Source organism: Blautia sp. Marseille-P3201T, assembly GCF_900120295.1.
In the GTDB taxonomy this organism is placed as follows: Bacteria; Bacillota; Clostridia; order Lachnospirales; family Lachnospiraceae; genus Blautia.
Genome location: NZ_LT635467.1, coordinates 81769 through 95282, shown reverse-complemented (window position 1 = coordinate 95282; position 13514 = coordinate 81769). Strand labels below are relative to the sequence as shown.

Here is a 13514-nt window from a genome sequence, read left to right as displayed (position 1 = left end):
TTTATAGGAGATGGAAAAATGTATATTGATTACACATATATTATGTATGTTTTACCCGCAGTGCTTTTTGCCATGTGGGCAAGTTCCAAAGTGAACAGTACTTTCAGAAGGTATTCCTCACAGTATTCCATGCGGAATATGACAGGGAGAGATGCAGCCAGAGCCGTATTGGATGCACATGGCTTGTATAATGTAAGGATTGAAAGAGTAGCAGGAAATCTCACAGACCATTATGATCCAAGGAGCAGTGTTATCCGGCTGTCTGATGGGGTGTATTCACAGACATCTACAGCTGCAATCGGAGTAGCAGCACATGAGGCAGGTCATGCTATTCAACATGCACAGGGGTATGTACCTATTAAGCTTAGAAATGCCATTATACCCATTACCAACCTGGGCTCTAAACTTGCCATGCCCCTGATTTTAATAGGACTCTTATTTGCGGGAACGGGTTCAGCAATGGGAAATCTTGCTTATTTAGGAGTGGCATGTTTTGGATTGTCAACACTGTTTCAGCTTTTGACATTGCCTACAGAATTTGATGCCAGCAGACGGGCGCTTCGTGCTATTGAAAGTTGTAATATTTTAACAGATGCGGAAATTGCAGGTTCCAGAAAGGTACTGACCGCGGCGGCGCTTACTTATGTGGCAGCCCTTGCTGTGTCACTGACGCAGCTTTTAAGACTGTTGACTATTGTAAACAGAAGAAATGAGAGAGATTGATGGGGATTTTATAGCAGGATTTTTTAAATAACTTGCATAGAATGATTAAGAAAGGTCGCAGAAATGCGGCTTTTTCTTTTTGCTCATTTCCTTGTGTTATAGGTGGAAATCAGTTAAAATAGAGTGCAGAAAGCAGGTGAGATAGTCATGGCTAAAACGTATTTATGGATAGAAGACAGAAAAGGAAAAGCAAGTTATACATTTTGGACAAGTTTTATGGAACAACTTTGTCCGCATGTAATCGTTGAAAGCAAAAAGAACAATAGTGAATTAGTGAAGGCAGTTAAAGCATTACAGGATGCAGAGAATAAGTACATTATTGTTTTTGATAATTCTTTTGATAATTTGCAGATTGTGATGGAACAGAAATATTTAAAAAAATATGCAGATGAGAAGAAAAATGTTTTTCTGTTGGATATAATTTGTTTTGAGTATATTCTTTTAGAATTTAAAGAACTAATTGAGTGGATTTATGCTTCGGAAGATGAATTTTTGGAAAAAAGAGCTGGAATGATTGAGGCAAGACATAAACTTGTGCAAGCTTTACAGAATGATAATCTTGATTATAAGGAAATTCAAGAAATCGTGAAATATGATAAAAATATTGAAGAACATAATATTGAGCAATTAACAGCAAGGCTTCTGTTTGATTTGACGAGAAATACCGGGTTTGAAGTGTCAAAAGGGGTTCTTGGAGAATGTTGGATAAGGTCTTGTTGCGAATGGGAGAAGCGACAGGAAGATGACATCTGTGGACTAGACAATAGCAAACTATCTGTGCTTGAGAAAATGAAACGGATTTATGCAGGAAGTTCATTGAAAACACAGTTTCCTAAAGTTGGATTGGAGGTAGTGGCATGATAACGATTTTTAAGAACAAGAAGGATATACCTCAGGATAAAGAATATATAGAACTGAATGACATATTTTTTAATCAAAACACGGCAGCTAAATTAGATGAGAGGGCAGCAAAGTATATTAAAATGATAGATTGCTCGGAGCTTCTTAGTAAATATAAAATTCGCTCACGATTTGAAGATATTACATTGAATACAGATCAACTTTCCACAGGGTGTAAAACAGTATTGAATGTGTTGTATTTTCCGGACAAGGTGTTTTGCTTAAAAGAATGTGGAAATAATGCCTTAGAAATATTGTATAGTTTTGAGCAAGGATATGTGTATAGTGATTATGCAATAATTCCTTTTAATATGGAACATGTAAAGGTTCAGACAAGCGAATGTAAAGTGATTGAAGATTATGAGGAGTTAAAGGAGTGGTGGGAAAATGAAAAGTAAACCGATTGTGATGAAGCATTTTTCAACAGTGCACACCTCGTTTGTAGTAGACTTTACATTTACAAACAACATAACGATTTTAATGGGGGACTCCGGAATAGGAAAGACAGCAACCTTCTCATTTATCAGAGAGTGCATGGCGCTCAATTCTAAAATTTTGTGTATGGATAATTATGATTATCAGAAAAATATAAAAGAGATAATTGTCCGTACCAAAGGGAAACTGATTGTTATTGATAATGCAGACATTTTATTAGATGACGATATAAGAAAGTATATTTCTTTAGATGATAAAAATCAGTATTTAATTATAGGAAGAAATCCTAAAAATTTATTTGCGACGAAAGAGAATTTATTTGAGCTGGAGAGTAAAAAAATCGGAGAGCAGACAGTGTTTAGGATAAAGCCATATATGTAAGAAAAGGGTCATTTTGTAAACAGCGATTTTATGTATAATATGTATATGGAATTGAGAGAGGGGAGTTAAAGTGAAAGAATTTATTTCTGTATTATAAGGCTTATTGGTTTGCATATTCTACCATTATATCTCAGTTTTCACTGCCCATAGGAACACTTTCAATAATAGATTTTATTTTTATGTTTCTTTTCCTCCTCTCGGCAGTGCCGTGTTCAGAACTGTTAAAGCGAGAAATTTTAAAATTTCTGGAAATGTAAAAAACTATACATTTCCAGAAATAAAAAAGACCATCTTTCCGTAGAGTTACAGCTTAAATGGAAAGTGAGAGGCTGTTTTATATATTAGGAAAGCACCTAAAATAAGAACCGTCCATTTGAGCATAAAAAGGATAGAATTTTTCAAAGGGGACATATTGGTATAGTCTATTTTAAAATCTACAAAACACGTGGAAAGGACACAGGTTAAACTTAGAGCAGGGCAGTCATACCATAAGTTTGAAGTTGATAAAAGTATATAAGCGGTTACAAAAAAAGTTATCCATGCTGTTATGCGAACAAAATAGACAGAAATTTTATGGTTGAATAAAGCGGGTACAGAAAATCTTTTCGTCATACTTCCTCCTTACTGACAATGCCTCCTATTCAACTGGAGGTGTTGATGGGTTTTTCACTTCATACCATTGCTTACGAACAATAATAAATGCTTGTTCATCTTGAACCTCATATCGAAAGCTGCCGAACTTTCCATCTACCACGAAATCGTAGTATTCATTTTCGGTTATGTTGTCCGGCTTTTCACAAGCTTTTAACTCTAACTCATAAAACCAATTTAAAATGGGCGATACAGAAGTATCTTTGGGGTCATAAATATCAGAGCCTATTATAAATTCAGTTTCAGTGTCATTAAGAAAATGTGTGACTTGAACTTGTATTGTCGGCTCAGGAAAAGAATAAATACTTGCAGCATCTATATCTGAAGAGGTTTTTGTGTTTATAGATTGTGATGTAGCGGATTTACATCCACCTAGAATAAAAATAAACATTTCAATAAGTATAAATGCTGTAAACTTTTTCATATCAGATATTCCTTTTTACGATGCAGCTTTTTCAAAAAATAGATTTTAATCTACTAATTTTGAAAAGTCAGTGTTTGGTGGTCATAGCAATATTGGTAGTGAACCGGCATAATAGAAGAAGATGTCGTAAATGAAATATGCACATAATTGTCTTCTGTAAAATCTAAATCCGTATTATCAGACATGGTCATTGTACCATTGTTGTAAAAATCTCCATTCACGATATATTCAAGCTCATATCCATTTCTAAACCACATATCCACATCGCCTGAAAACTGTTTTGAAGAACTATCGTGATTTTTTTCCATATTTACAAGGTATATATTGGATAATCCCCAATAATGTCCCGACTCACTTGTTTCACAGTATAATTCCAGCTGAGGCTTATAAGTAGCAGTCACATCAAGGGGGATATTTAATATTCGATGGCATGTGGAAGATGCACCGCTGTCAGCGCTTTCTTCAGGAAATAATTTGAGAGCTTCATCGTAGGATATCTCGGTTGCTTCAGCGTAATGTGTTACCATTTCTGAGAAACTCATTGGCTCACTGAAGATTACATTTGAGGTTTCAGTGCTACGAATGTCTATAACGTCTGTGGTATTAAGTTTTGCGTTTTTTTCTGTATAGATAATAGAAGAAAGGGCAGCTAGGGAAAGAGTTGCAGCTATTAAAATTTTTGTTGCTTTTTTCATTGCGATACCTCCTTGCTCTATAAGGCTTTTCAACATTATTTAAAAGTTTTCTTTTTTTTATTATATCACAGTTTATCATATTATCATAATAAAATTTGTTTCTTCTTGCATTTTAGGGAAAAATATGCTATTGTATTTTTACAAAGTATTGGAAACGTTACCGATATCGTTACCGGAAACGCATGAGAAAGAACAGGAATATAAGGAGAAAGAAAAATGAGAGCGAGCGGAGTGCTGCTTCCGATTTCATCACTGCCTTCAGCTTATGGAATTGGCAGTTTTTCAAAGGAAGCTTATGAATTTGTGGAACAGTTAAAGGCAGGAGGACAAAAATATTGGCAGATTTTGCCGTTAGGTCCTACGGGATATGGGGACTCACCATATCAATCTTTTTCTACTTATGCAGGAAATCCTTATTATATAGATTTAGAAACATTGATAGAGGATGGTCTTTTGACAAAAGAGGAATGTGATGCGTGTGATTTTGGAGACAATCCTTCTTATATTGATTATGAAAAAATTTACTACCAGCGTTTTTCTATTTTAAGAAAAGCTTTTGCACGTTTTGAGGCAGATGAGGATTTTTATGATTTTGTAAAGGAAAATGAATTTTGGCTTGAAGATTACAGCCTTTATATGGCAATTAAAAACAGCCTTGACGGTATTAGCTGGAATAAGTGGGAAGAGCGTTTAAAATGCAGAGATGCAAAGGCGTTAGAACAGAAAAAGCAGGAATTGGCAGATGAAGTGCAGTTTATTCGTTTTCAGCAGTATGAGTTTGCAAAGCAGTGGCAGAAGCTGAAAGCATTTGCTAATGAGAGAGGGATTTCTATTATTGGAGATATTCCCATTTATGTTGCTTTTGACAGTGCAGATGCGTGGGCAAATCCTGAGCTTTTCCAATTTGATGAAAATTCAGAACCCACAGCAGTTGCCGGCTGTCCGCCGGATGCTTTTTCAGCAACGGGACAACTGTGGGGAAATCCTTTGTATAATTGGGAATATCATGCTTCTACGGGGTTTGCGTGGTGGATACAGCGTTTAAAATATTGCTTTAAACTTTATGACGTGGTACGTGTAGACCATTTCAGAGGTTTTGATGAATATTATGCAATTCCTTACGGAAATGAGACTGCCGAGTTCGGTACATGGCAGAAGGGACCGGGGATTGACTTATTCCGTGCAGTAAAGCAGGCACTTGGTGATGTAAACATTATTGCAGAAGATTTAGGGTACTTAACTGACAGTGTACTAAAGCTATTGCAGGATACCGGCTATCCGGGAATGAAAGTACTTCAGTTTGCTTTTGACTCAAGGGAAGAAAGTGATTATCTTCCACATAATTATAATAAAAATTGTGTTGTTTATACAGGAACACATGATAACGATACCATTTTGGGATGGCTGGAAGAAATGGCGCCAGAGGACAGAGCTTTTGCTCAAAGATATATGAATAATGAAAAGTCTGTTGCCGAAGAACTTCCTTGGGATTTTATTCGTCTTGCAATGGCATCGGTAGCGGATTTAGCGGTTATTCCTGTTCAGGATTATTTGGGGCTTGGAACAGAGGCCAGAATTAATAAGCCTTCTACTTTGGGATATAATTGGAAATGGAGATTAAAACGGGGACAGTTACAGGAAGATATATTAGAAAAAATGTATGATATGACAAAACTTTATGGAAGGATTTCCTGAGAAGGGCATAAAGATGGGAAACATGACGATTAAGGATATTGCAAAAAAATGCGGTGTTGGCGTAAGTACAGTATCAAGAGCAATGAACAATCATCCGGATATCAATCCTAAGACAAAAGAGTTGATTATGAAAACTATTGAAGAATTTAATTACGTACCGAACAACAGCGCCAGAAATTTAAAAAGAATACAGTCAAAAGCCATTGCTGTACTGGTAAAGGGAATTGGGAATACTTTTTTCAGTGATATTGTAAGCGGTTTGGAAAGAGAGTGCCAAAAGAAGAATTATAGCTGTATTTTACAGCATGTAGAGGAGCAGGAGGATGAGCTGGACATTGCGCTGCATATTATTAAGGAAAAAAAGCTTCAGGGATTAATTTTTCTGGGGGGAAGTTTTTCGCACCCAAAAGAAAAGATGGAGCAGCTTGAAGTACCTTATGTGCTCAGTACCATTCGAACAGCAGGAGAAAATTGTGAGCAGTATGCTGCCGTATCCGTAGATGATTTTAAAGAGAGCTATAAAATGACAGAATATCTCCTTCAATTAGGGCATGAAAGGATTGCGATTTTGACAGCACCTAAAGAGGACGAGAGTATTGGAAAGCTTCGTCTTATGGGATATGCACAGGCATTAAAGGATAAAAAAATACCTGTTCAGGAAGAATTGATTGGTTATATGGATGCGAAAAAAGACCGATATTCTTTTCAGACAGGATATAAGCTGACAAAGGAACTTTTAAAAAAGACCGATTTTACAGCTTTATATGCTACCTCGGATACTTTGGCGATTGGCGCATGCAGAGCTTTAAAAGAAGCCGGAATTTCTGTTCCTGATGAATGTTCCGTGGCAGGGTTTGACGGTATGGAGGCAGGAGAATTTTATATTCCGAGTATTACAACCATACGTCAGCCTGTGGAGAAAATTGCGAAAGCAACGGCAGAGCTGCTGTTTGATATGATAAAAGGAAAGGAAGTTCCCAGACAGTTGGTTTTTGAGGGAGAACTTTTAGAAAGAGAGTCAACAGCTTTCAGCTCTTGCCATGAGAGTGTAAAATAAGCAGAAATAGAGGAGAAATGACGTGGAAGAAAAATTGCAAATATTATTAAAAGAGAAATTTAACAAAAATCTGGATAATTGCAGCAAGGAAGAAATTTTTGAAGCATTACTTCTGCTAACGAAGGAAGCAAATGGAAAACTTCCGAGAAACGAAGGAGAAAAAAAGCTGTATTATATTTCCGCAGAATTTTTAATAGGAAAGCTCTTATCTAATAATTTAATAAACTTAGGATTATATGAAGAAGCAGAGCAGGTTTTAAGAAAACATGGACATGAGCTTTGCGAAATAGAAGAGTTGGAATGTGAACCTTCTTTAGGAAACGGAGGCTTGGGAAGATTAGCTGCTTGTTTCTTGGACTCTATTGCCACATTGGGACTTCCGGGAGATGGAATTGGATTAAACTATCATTTTGGATTATTTCAACAGAAATTTGAAAAATTAAAACAAAAAGAACTTAAAAATCCATGGATTACCAAAGAAAGCTGGCTTACAAAGCAGCCGGAATGTTTTAAAGTTGATTTTAAAGATTTTTCTTTGAACGCAGTGTTGTACGATATTGATGTACCGGGATACCAGTCAGGATGCAGTCGTTTACACTTATTTGACGCAGAGACCGTAGATGAAACCATAGTAGGAGAAGACAGTATTGATTTTGATAAAGAAGAAATCAAAAAGAATATTACGCTTTTCCTTTATCCGGATGACTCTGACGAAGCAGGACGTAAACTGCGTATTTATCAGCAGTATTTTATGGTAAGCAGTGGCGCACAGTTTATTTTAAAAGAATGTGAAGACAAAGGCTATGATTTGCATAAGCTGTGGGAGCATGTCGTAATTCAGATTAATGATACACATCCGTCTATGGTTATTCCTGAGATTATTCGCTTGCTTCTAAAAAAAGGATTTTCTATGGATGAAGCAGTGGAAACAGTTACGAAAACCTGTGCATATACGAACCATACGATTTTAGCAGAAGCTCTTGAAAAATGGCCGATAGAATATTTAGAGGAAGTAGTTCCTCAGCTTATTCCGATTATAAAGGAACTGGATAAGCGAGTTCGCAGAAAGTATAAAGACAAATCTGTATATATTATTGATGATGAAGACAGGGTGCACATGGCTCACATGGATATTCACTATGGTTTTTCTGTAAACGGTGTTGCTGCGCTGCATACGGATATTTTGAAAAATCAGGAATTGAAAAATTTTTATGATATTTATCCTGAGAAATTCAATAATAAAACAAACGGAATTACATTTCGCCGTTGGCTTCTGCACTGCAATAGGCAGTTAAGTGCATATATTGAAGAATTAATCGGAAGTGGGTTTAAACAGGATGCAAGTCAACTGGAAAAGCTTATGGATTTTACAGATAATCAGGCAGTTTTCCATAAGCTGGCAGAGATTAAACGAGAAAAGAAGTTGGAATTTAAGAAATTCCTTCAGGAAACACAGGACATTGAAATCAATGAAAATTCTATTATGGACGTTCAGGTCAAGAGACTTCATGAGTATAAACGTCAGCAGATGAATGCTTTATATGCCATTTATAAGTATTTGGATATTAAAGCAGGAAATAAACCAAAGACACCGATTACCATGATTTTTGGTGCAAAAGCAGCACCGGCTTATGTTATTGCAAAAGATATTATTCATTTAATTTTGTGTTTGCAGGAGTTGATTGAAAACGATGAGGAAGTACGTCCGTACTTTAGAGTTTTGATGATTGAAAACTATAATGTTTCTAAAGCTGCAAAGATTATTCCGGCAGCAGATATTTCAGAACAGATTTCTCTGGCATCGAAGGAGGCTTCCGGCACAGGGAATATGAAGTTTATGCTTAATGGTGCATTAACCTTAGGTACAGAGGATGGCGCAAATGTAGAAATCCGAGACTTGGTAGGTGATGAAAACATTTATATTTTCGGGAAGAAACCACAGCAGGTTATTGATTTATATGAAGAAAAGGGATATTGCTCAAAAGATATTTATGAAGAGGATGAACTTATTCATAAGTTGGTAGATTTTATTGTGGGCAAAGAAATGCTTGCTATCGGTGATGAAAAAAATCTGAAACGACTTCATAAAGAACTGGTAGGCAAAGACTGGTTTATGACACTTCTCGATACTAAAGAATATATTGAAACCAAAGAAAAGGTATATCAGGATTATGAAAATCAGGAGGAATGGAATAAAAAGGTACTTGTAAATATTGCAAAAGCAGGATTTTTCTCATCTGACAGAACGATTGAACAGTATAATAAAGATATTTGGAAATTGAAATAAAAGATTGAAAAGCTTTGCCGGAATATTCATTTTTATTCTTAGGCTATACAAGGCAAAAAAATTGTGTTAATTTTATATGTGTTAAATTTTGAAGCTAGGAGGAAAGAAATTTGAAGGAACTGGCAGAGCTTTTTTGGATTTTTGCAAAAATGGGTGCTGTGACTTTTGGAGGCGGTTATGCCATGCTCCCGATTATTCAAAGGGAAATTGTTGAAAAGAGGCAGTGGGCAACCGAGGCAGAAGTTATGGACTACTACGCAATAGGGCAATGTACACCCGGTATTATTGCAGTGAATACTTCTACTTTTATCGGATATAAGAGAAAAGGAGTTCCCGGAGGTTTTGCTGCAACTTTTGGTTTTGTATTTCCGTCTCTTGTAATTATTACAATTATTGCGGCATTTCTTCAGAACTTTGCACATATTTCTTATGTAGCGCATGCTTTTAATGGAATTCGTGCCTGCGTATGTGCATTGATTTTAGATGCGGTTATCAAATTAGGTAAGAAATCTGTAATTGATAAGTGGTGTGTTGCAATTTGTATTGTGATTACATTATTAAGCGTGTTCACTTCTTTATCTCCGGTTATCTTGGTAGTGCTGGCAGCAGCCGCCGGAATTTCTATTAAGAATATTCAGAAGATGCAGGGGGAAAAGAAATGATTTATTTGAGATTATTTTATGAATTTGCCAAAACCGGACTCTTTGCAGTAGGTGGAGGTATGGCTACTATCCCGTTTTTATATGCAATTTCTGAAAAGACCGGTTGGTTTACTGCGGCAGATATCGGAAATATGATTGCAATTTCTGAGTCTACGCCGGGCGCTATGGGCGTGAATATGTCCACCTATGTAGGATTTTCTGTAAAAGGCGTTTTAGGTGCAGTGATTGCAACATTGGGATTGGTATTGCCGTCCATTATTGTAATTTTGATTATCAGCAGGGTGTTAGAGAAATTTAAAGACTCTAAACTGGTACAGAAGATATTTTACGGTTTAAGACCGGCGTCCACAGGTTTGATTATTGCAGCCGGTGTAGGAGTGGCTACTGAAACTTTCACTGGTGGCAGTACAATGGTATGTGTGGAGCGTGGGATTTTAGCGGTTGCGCTATATTTTGCTATTCGTAAATGGAAAAAGCATCCCGTGGTATATATTGCTGCTGCGGCAGTCGCAGGAATTATTTTTCAGTTGTAAAGGATAATAGAAAAAGCTGTTATATTAAGCAGAAAATTTTAATATTACTTAATATAGCAGCTTTACTTGTAAGTTTCACATTCTCTTTTTTATGTTTTTATAAGAGTCGTCCACACATTTCTTCAAAATCTTCTACAAAATCTTTTACTGCATTTTCATTGGTAGCCCATGAAGTACAAAAGCGAAGACAAGTATGGTCTTCATCCGGCTTACACTGGAAGGTAGTCAGATATTTCTTGTTGATTTCCTCTGCAAGTGCATTGGGGAAAATAGGGAAAATCTGATTTGTAGGCGCTTCGCATAAAAGCGGAATACCGGCTTTTTCAAAGGCTTCTTTTATGGGTTTCATCATGGCAATGCTGTGAGCGCCGGCTTCAATATAAAGGTTATTTTTAAATAATTCTTCAAATTGAACACCCAAAAACCAGCCTTTTGCCAGAATAGCGCCTTTTTGTTTCATGTTGAAACGGAAACGTTCTTTGAAGTTTTCATTTACAAGAACTAAAGCTTCCCCAAACATAGCGCCGACTTTTGTTCCGCCGATATAAAAAGCATCACACAGCTTTGGCAAATCAGGGAAAGTAAGGTGCGTTTCCTCTTTTGCTGCCAGTGCGGCGGCAAGACGGGCGCCGTCTATATAGAAGTACAGGTCGTGACGCTTGCAGAATGCGTATAAAGCTTCTAATTCTTCTTTTGTATAAACGGTTCCCACTTCCGTAGGATTGGAAACGTAAACAAGACGAGGATCTACCCAATGTTCATTTTCGTGCATATCAAGAACAGGGCGGATTAAATCAGGAGTCAGTTTTCCATCTTTGGTAAGGATTGGGCATACCTTATGTCCGGTAGCTTCAATAGCGCCTGTTTCGTGGGTGTTGATATGACCGGTTTCTGCACTGATTACTGCCTCAAAAGGTTTTAAAATATGAGAAATAAAAGTCAGGTTTGTCAGAGTTCCTCCTGCGATGAAATGAATATCAACACTAAAGTCCTCTAATGCTTCCTGAATATAATCTCTGGCAGCATCGGAGTGGATATCCTGCCCGTAGGAATGATTTTGATGATAGTTTATAGTTTCTAAAGCACGAAGAATAGCAGGCTGCATACCTTCGCTGTAATCATTCTGAAAACTGTACATGTGAAATCCTCTCTTTCTGTGTAAACATTATGTGCTTCTATTCTACCACAGAATTGCCGCTATGCCCATTTGAAAATTCACGATTTTTCGCATTGGTATGGAAATGTTTTTTGTAGGCTCTGGAAAAAGTAGAATAATTCTGAAAACCGCTTAAATAGCAGGCTTCTGTTACAGGCGTTCCGGATTGTATCAGCGCTTTGGCAAAAAAGAGCCGTTTAATGGTAATATAGTTTCCTACGGTATAACCGGTGGAAGTTTTAAATAAGTGCATAAGGTGATATCGGCTGATAAAAAAACGTTCAGATAAATTGTCGATGGTTAAGTCATCGGAAAGATGGTTGTTGATATAGTCTAAAATCAGAAGTATTTTTTCATTTTGACAGGTATTGTCAGGGTAAATACTTTGTTGGTTTAAGACGGCTCGATTTAATAAAATCAAGAGTTCAGTAACAAGATTTTCCTGATAGAGTTTTCCTGCATACAGAGTATTCTCAGAAATTTCTTCTTCCAGCCGTAGAAAAAGATCTACCATATGTTTCTGGTAAAAAGACGGAATGCGGATAACGTAAGATTGACGCTTTCGTGCATTGGAAAAACAAAGAGAGAGATCTTCTTCCGGTTTTTGAAAAGAATTCAAAAAATCAAAAGAAAGGTAGAGAATTTCTCTTTCATAGCAGGTATCAGTATTTAATTGCGGTCGGTGAATTTCCTCGGCAGGAATGAGAACAATATCTCCGGGAACAAGCTGAAAAGTACGCCCTTCGATGTGATAAGTTACATCTCCTTTGAGAAAAAACAGAATTTTATAAAATTCATGATAATGATAATGAAATTCTTGTTGGGAATTTGTGCATAGATGGAAATAGCGGAAATTTTCGGTTAAATAGCCTGTTTTTTGATAAGTATCCATAGTTCTCCTTTATAAATAGCATTATTTGCAATGTTTTTAACACTATAAGGATATTATAACACAAAAGTGTTTGGTACACTAATAATATCAAGCATACTATATTTAGAGAAGAACTTTTTTTCGGAAGAAGGAATAGAACATGGAATTTTATAAATATCACAGTTTGGGAAACGATTATCTTATTTATGACTGCAATAAAAATCAGGAGAAGTTGGACAAGGAGAAGATTGTCAAGCTTTGTAATCGTAATTATGGTATTGGAGCAGATGGAATTGTAGAGGGCCCTTATAAAAAAGACGGGAAAATGTACGTGAAGGTTTACAATGCAGACGGTTCAGAGGCAGAGCAGGGTGGAAATGCTATTCGTATTTTCGCTCATTATTTAAAGACGATAAAAGAGGTACAGAGCGAAAGTTTTTCACTCTACACAAAAGGGGGAGAGGTGGAACTGCGTTTTCTTAACAGAGAAGGAACCAGAATTCAGATGACAATGGGGCAGCTCTCCTTTGACAGTGAAAAAATAGGACTTACCGGACCAAAAAGAGAGGCACTTCACGAGTATTTTAATTTTGGCGGGGAAGAATATGCGTGTACTTGTGTGTCTGTGGGAAATCCTCACTGTGTGATTATTACAGATGAGATTTCAAGGGCAAAGGTCTGTGCAATCGGAAAATATTCAGAAGTGGCAGATTACTTTCCAGAGCGTATCAATACGCAAATTGTAAAAGTACTGGATAAAAATAATATTCAGATTGAAATTTATGAACGAGGGGTAGGCTATACTCTGTCATCAGGAACTTGCAGCTGTGCAGCGGCAGGGGCAGCATACAGATTGGGACTTATTGACTCTGACGTTATGGTTCATACTCCCGGAGGAAAGCTGTGGACTCAGATTGATGAAAATTTCAATGTAAAAATGATTGGAAGCGTAAAGGGAATTTGCAGAATTGAGTTATTTGAAGATTTTTTCAGACAGATATAGGAATATGGTTTAAAACATTTGCTCTTTTTATGAGAAATGTG

The 13514-nt window shown here is 36.6% G+C and carries 15 protein-coding genes; 10 read left to right on the top strand and 5 right to left on the bottom strand.

From position 1 onward, the window contains the following. Positions 1-18: 18 nt before the first annotated feature. From BQ7352_RS02875 to BQ7352_RS02860, 4 genes are all read left to right on the top strand, one after another. The gene (locus BQ7352_RS02875) at positions 19-723 is read left to right on the top strand and encodes a zinc metallopeptidase (protein ID WP_072446813.1); all 705 of its coding nucleotides are present in this window, start codon (positions 19-21) and stop codon (positions 721-723) included. Between the two features lie 147 nt (positions 724-870). Further along, on the top strand, positions 871-1584 hold the full coding sequence (locus BQ7352_RS02870) for a hypothetical protein (RefSeq protein ID WP_072446811.1): 714 nt from the start codon (positions 871-873) through the stop codon (positions 1582-1584). Further along, a complete protein-coding gene (locus tag BQ7352_RS02865; RefSeq protein WP_072446809.1) occupies positions 1581-2021 on the top strand; it encodes a DUF4869 domain-containing protein in 441 nt (146 codons plus the stop codon). The genes BQ7352_RS02870 and BQ7352_RS02865 overlap by 4 nt, the downstream gene beginning before the upstream one ends. Next, a complete protein-coding gene (locus tag BQ7352_RS02860; RefSeq protein WP_072446807.1) occupies positions 2011-2439 on the top strand; it encodes an ABC transporter ATP-binding protein in 429 nt (142 codons plus the stop codon). The genes BQ7352_RS02865 and BQ7352_RS02860 overlap by 11 nt, the downstream gene beginning before the upstream one ends. Before the next feature lie 303 nt (positions 2440-2742). On the opposite strand, the gene BQ7352_RS02855 is transcribed toward BQ7352_RS02860, so the two are convergent. The 3 genes from BQ7352_RS02855 to BQ7352_RS02845 are packed head-to-tail and all read right to left on the bottom strand — an operon-like array spanning position 2743 to position 4209. Then, the gene (locus BQ7352_RS02855; protein WP_072446805.1) at positions 2743-3051 is read right to left on the bottom strand and encodes a hypothetical protein; all 309 of its coding nucleotides are present in this window, start codon (positions 3049-3051) and stop codon (positions 2743-2745) included. Positions 3052-3076: 25 nt separating this feature from the next. Further along, the gene (locus BQ7352_RS02850) at positions 3077-3514 is read right to left on the bottom strand and encodes a hypothetical protein (protein WP_072446803.1); all 438 of its coding nucleotides are present in this window, start codon (positions 3512-3514) and stop codon (positions 3077-3079) included. 53 nt (positions 3515-3567) lie between these two features. Continuing rightward, positions 3568-4209: a hypothetical protein gene (locus BQ7352_RS02845; protein WP_242948505.1), complete on the bottom strand. Its 642-nt coding sequence runs from the start codon at positions 4207-4209 to the stop codon at positions 3568-3570. Positions 4210-4425: 216 nt separating this feature from the next. Between BQ7352_RS02845 and malQ the strand changes: the two genes are divergently transcribed. The 5 genes from malQ (at position 4426) to BQ7352_RS02820 (ending at position 10443) form a co-directional block, all read left to right on the top strand. Further along, positions 4426-5904, top strand: coding sequence for a 4-alpha-glucanotransferase (malQ, locus tag BQ7352_RS02840; protein WP_072446799.1), 1479 nt, complete (start codon positions 4426-4428; stop codon positions 5902-5904). A 13-nt stretch (positions 5905-5917) separates the two neighbouring features. Beyond that, on the top strand, positions 5918-6961 hold the full coding sequence (locus tag BQ7352_RS02835; RefSeq protein ID WP_009247545.1) for a LacI family DNA-binding transcriptional regulator: 1044 nt from the start codon (positions 5918-5920) through the stop codon (positions 6959-6961). A gap of 22 nt (positions 6962-6983) precedes the next feature. Continuing rightward, positions 6984-9248 carry a glycogen/starch/alpha-glucan phosphorylase gene (locus BQ7352_RS02830; RefSeq protein ID WP_072446797.1) on the top strand — a complete coding sequence of 755 codons (2265 nt, stop codon included), beginning with the start codon at positions 6984-6986 and terminating at the stop codon, positions 9246-9248. A gap of 110 nt (positions 9249-9358) precedes the next feature. Continuing rightward, positions 9359-9910, top strand: a complete 552-nt coding sequence (locus BQ7352_RS02825) for a chromate transporter (RefSeq protein ID WP_072446795.1) — start codon at positions 9359-9361, stop codon at positions 9908-9910. After that, positions 9907-10443, top strand: a complete 537-nt coding sequence (locus BQ7352_RS02820; RefSeq protein WP_072446793.1) for a chromate transporter — start codon at positions 9907-9909, stop codon at positions 10441-10443. The genes BQ7352_RS02825 and BQ7352_RS02820 overlap by 4 nt, the downstream gene beginning before the upstream one ends. Before the next feature lie 97 nt (positions 10444-10540). On the opposite strand, the gene BQ7352_RS02815 is transcribed toward BQ7352_RS02820, so the two are convergent. Both BQ7352_RS02815 and BQ7352_RS02810 read right to left on the bottom strand, forming a co-directional pair. Continuing rightward, positions 10541-11581, bottom strand: a complete 1041-nt coding sequence (locus BQ7352_RS02815; protein ID WP_072446791.1) for a threonine aldolase family protein — start codon at positions 11579-11581, stop codon at positions 10541-10543. 37 nt (positions 11582-11618) lie between these two features. Then, positions 11619-12491, bottom strand: coding sequence for an AraC family transcriptional regulator (locus tag BQ7352_RS02810; protein WP_072446789.1), 873 nt, complete (start codon positions 12489-12491; stop codon positions 11619-11621). 139 nt (positions 12492-12630) lie between these two features. On the opposite strand from BQ7352_RS02810, the gene dapF reads away from it, so the two are divergent. Then, entirely contained in the window at positions 12631-13473 is an 843-nt protein-coding gene (gene dapF, locus BQ7352_RS02805; protein WP_072446787.1) for a diaminopimelate epimerase, read from the top strand. The last annotated feature ends 41 nt before the right edge of the window (positions 13474-13514 follow it).

Coding starts and splice junctions, on each gene's coding strand:
- BQ7352_RS02870 (WP_072446811.1), top strand. CDS start 871: ATGGCTAAAACGTATTTATGGATAGAAGACAGAAAAGGAAAAGCAAGT.
- BQ7352_RS02810 (WP_072446789.1), bottom strand. CDS start 12,491: ATGGATACTTATCAAAAAACAGGCTATTTAACCGAAAATTTCCGCTAT.
- BQ7352_RS02875 (WP_072446813.1), top strand. CDS start 19: ATGTATATTGATTACACATATATTATGTATGTTTTACCCGCAGTGCTT.
- malQ (WP_072446799.1), top strand. CDS start 4,426: ATGAGAGCGAGCGGAGTGCTGCTTCCGATTTCATCACTGCCTTCAGCT.
- dapF (WP_072446787.1), top strand. CDS start 12,631: ATGGAATTTTATAAATATCACAGTTTGGGAAACGATTATCTTATTTAT.
- BQ7352_RS02835 (WP_009247545.1), top strand. CDS start 5,918: ATGGGAAACATGACGATTAAGGATATTGCAAAAAAATGCGGTGTTGGC.
- BQ7352_RS02855 (WP_072446805.1), bottom strand. CDS start 3,051: ATGACGAAAAGATTTTCTGTACCCGCTTTATTCAACCATAAAATTTCT.
- BQ7352_RS02820 (WP_072446793.1), top strand. CDS start 9,907: ATGATTTATTTGAGATTATTTTATGAATTTGCCAAAACCGGACTCTTT.
- BQ7352_RS02845 (WP_242948505.1), bottom strand. CDS start 4,209: ATGAAAAAAGCAACAAAAATTTTAATAGCTGCAACTCTTTCCCTAGCT.
- BQ7352_RS02860 (WP_072446807.1), top strand. CDS start 2,011: ATGAAAAGTAAACCGATTGTGATGAAGCATTTTTCAACAGTGCACACC.
- BQ7352_RS02865 (WP_072446809.1), top strand. CDS start 1,581: ATGATAACGATTTTTAAGAACAAGAAGGATATACCTCAGGATAAAGAA.
- BQ7352_RS02815 (WP_072446791.1), bottom strand. CDS start 11,581: ATGTACAGTTTTCAGAATGATTACAGCGAAGGTATGCAGCCTGCTATT.
- BQ7352_RS02850 (WP_072446803.1), bottom strand. CDS start 3,514: ATGAAAAAGTTTACAGCATTTATACTTATTGAAATGTTTATTTTTATT.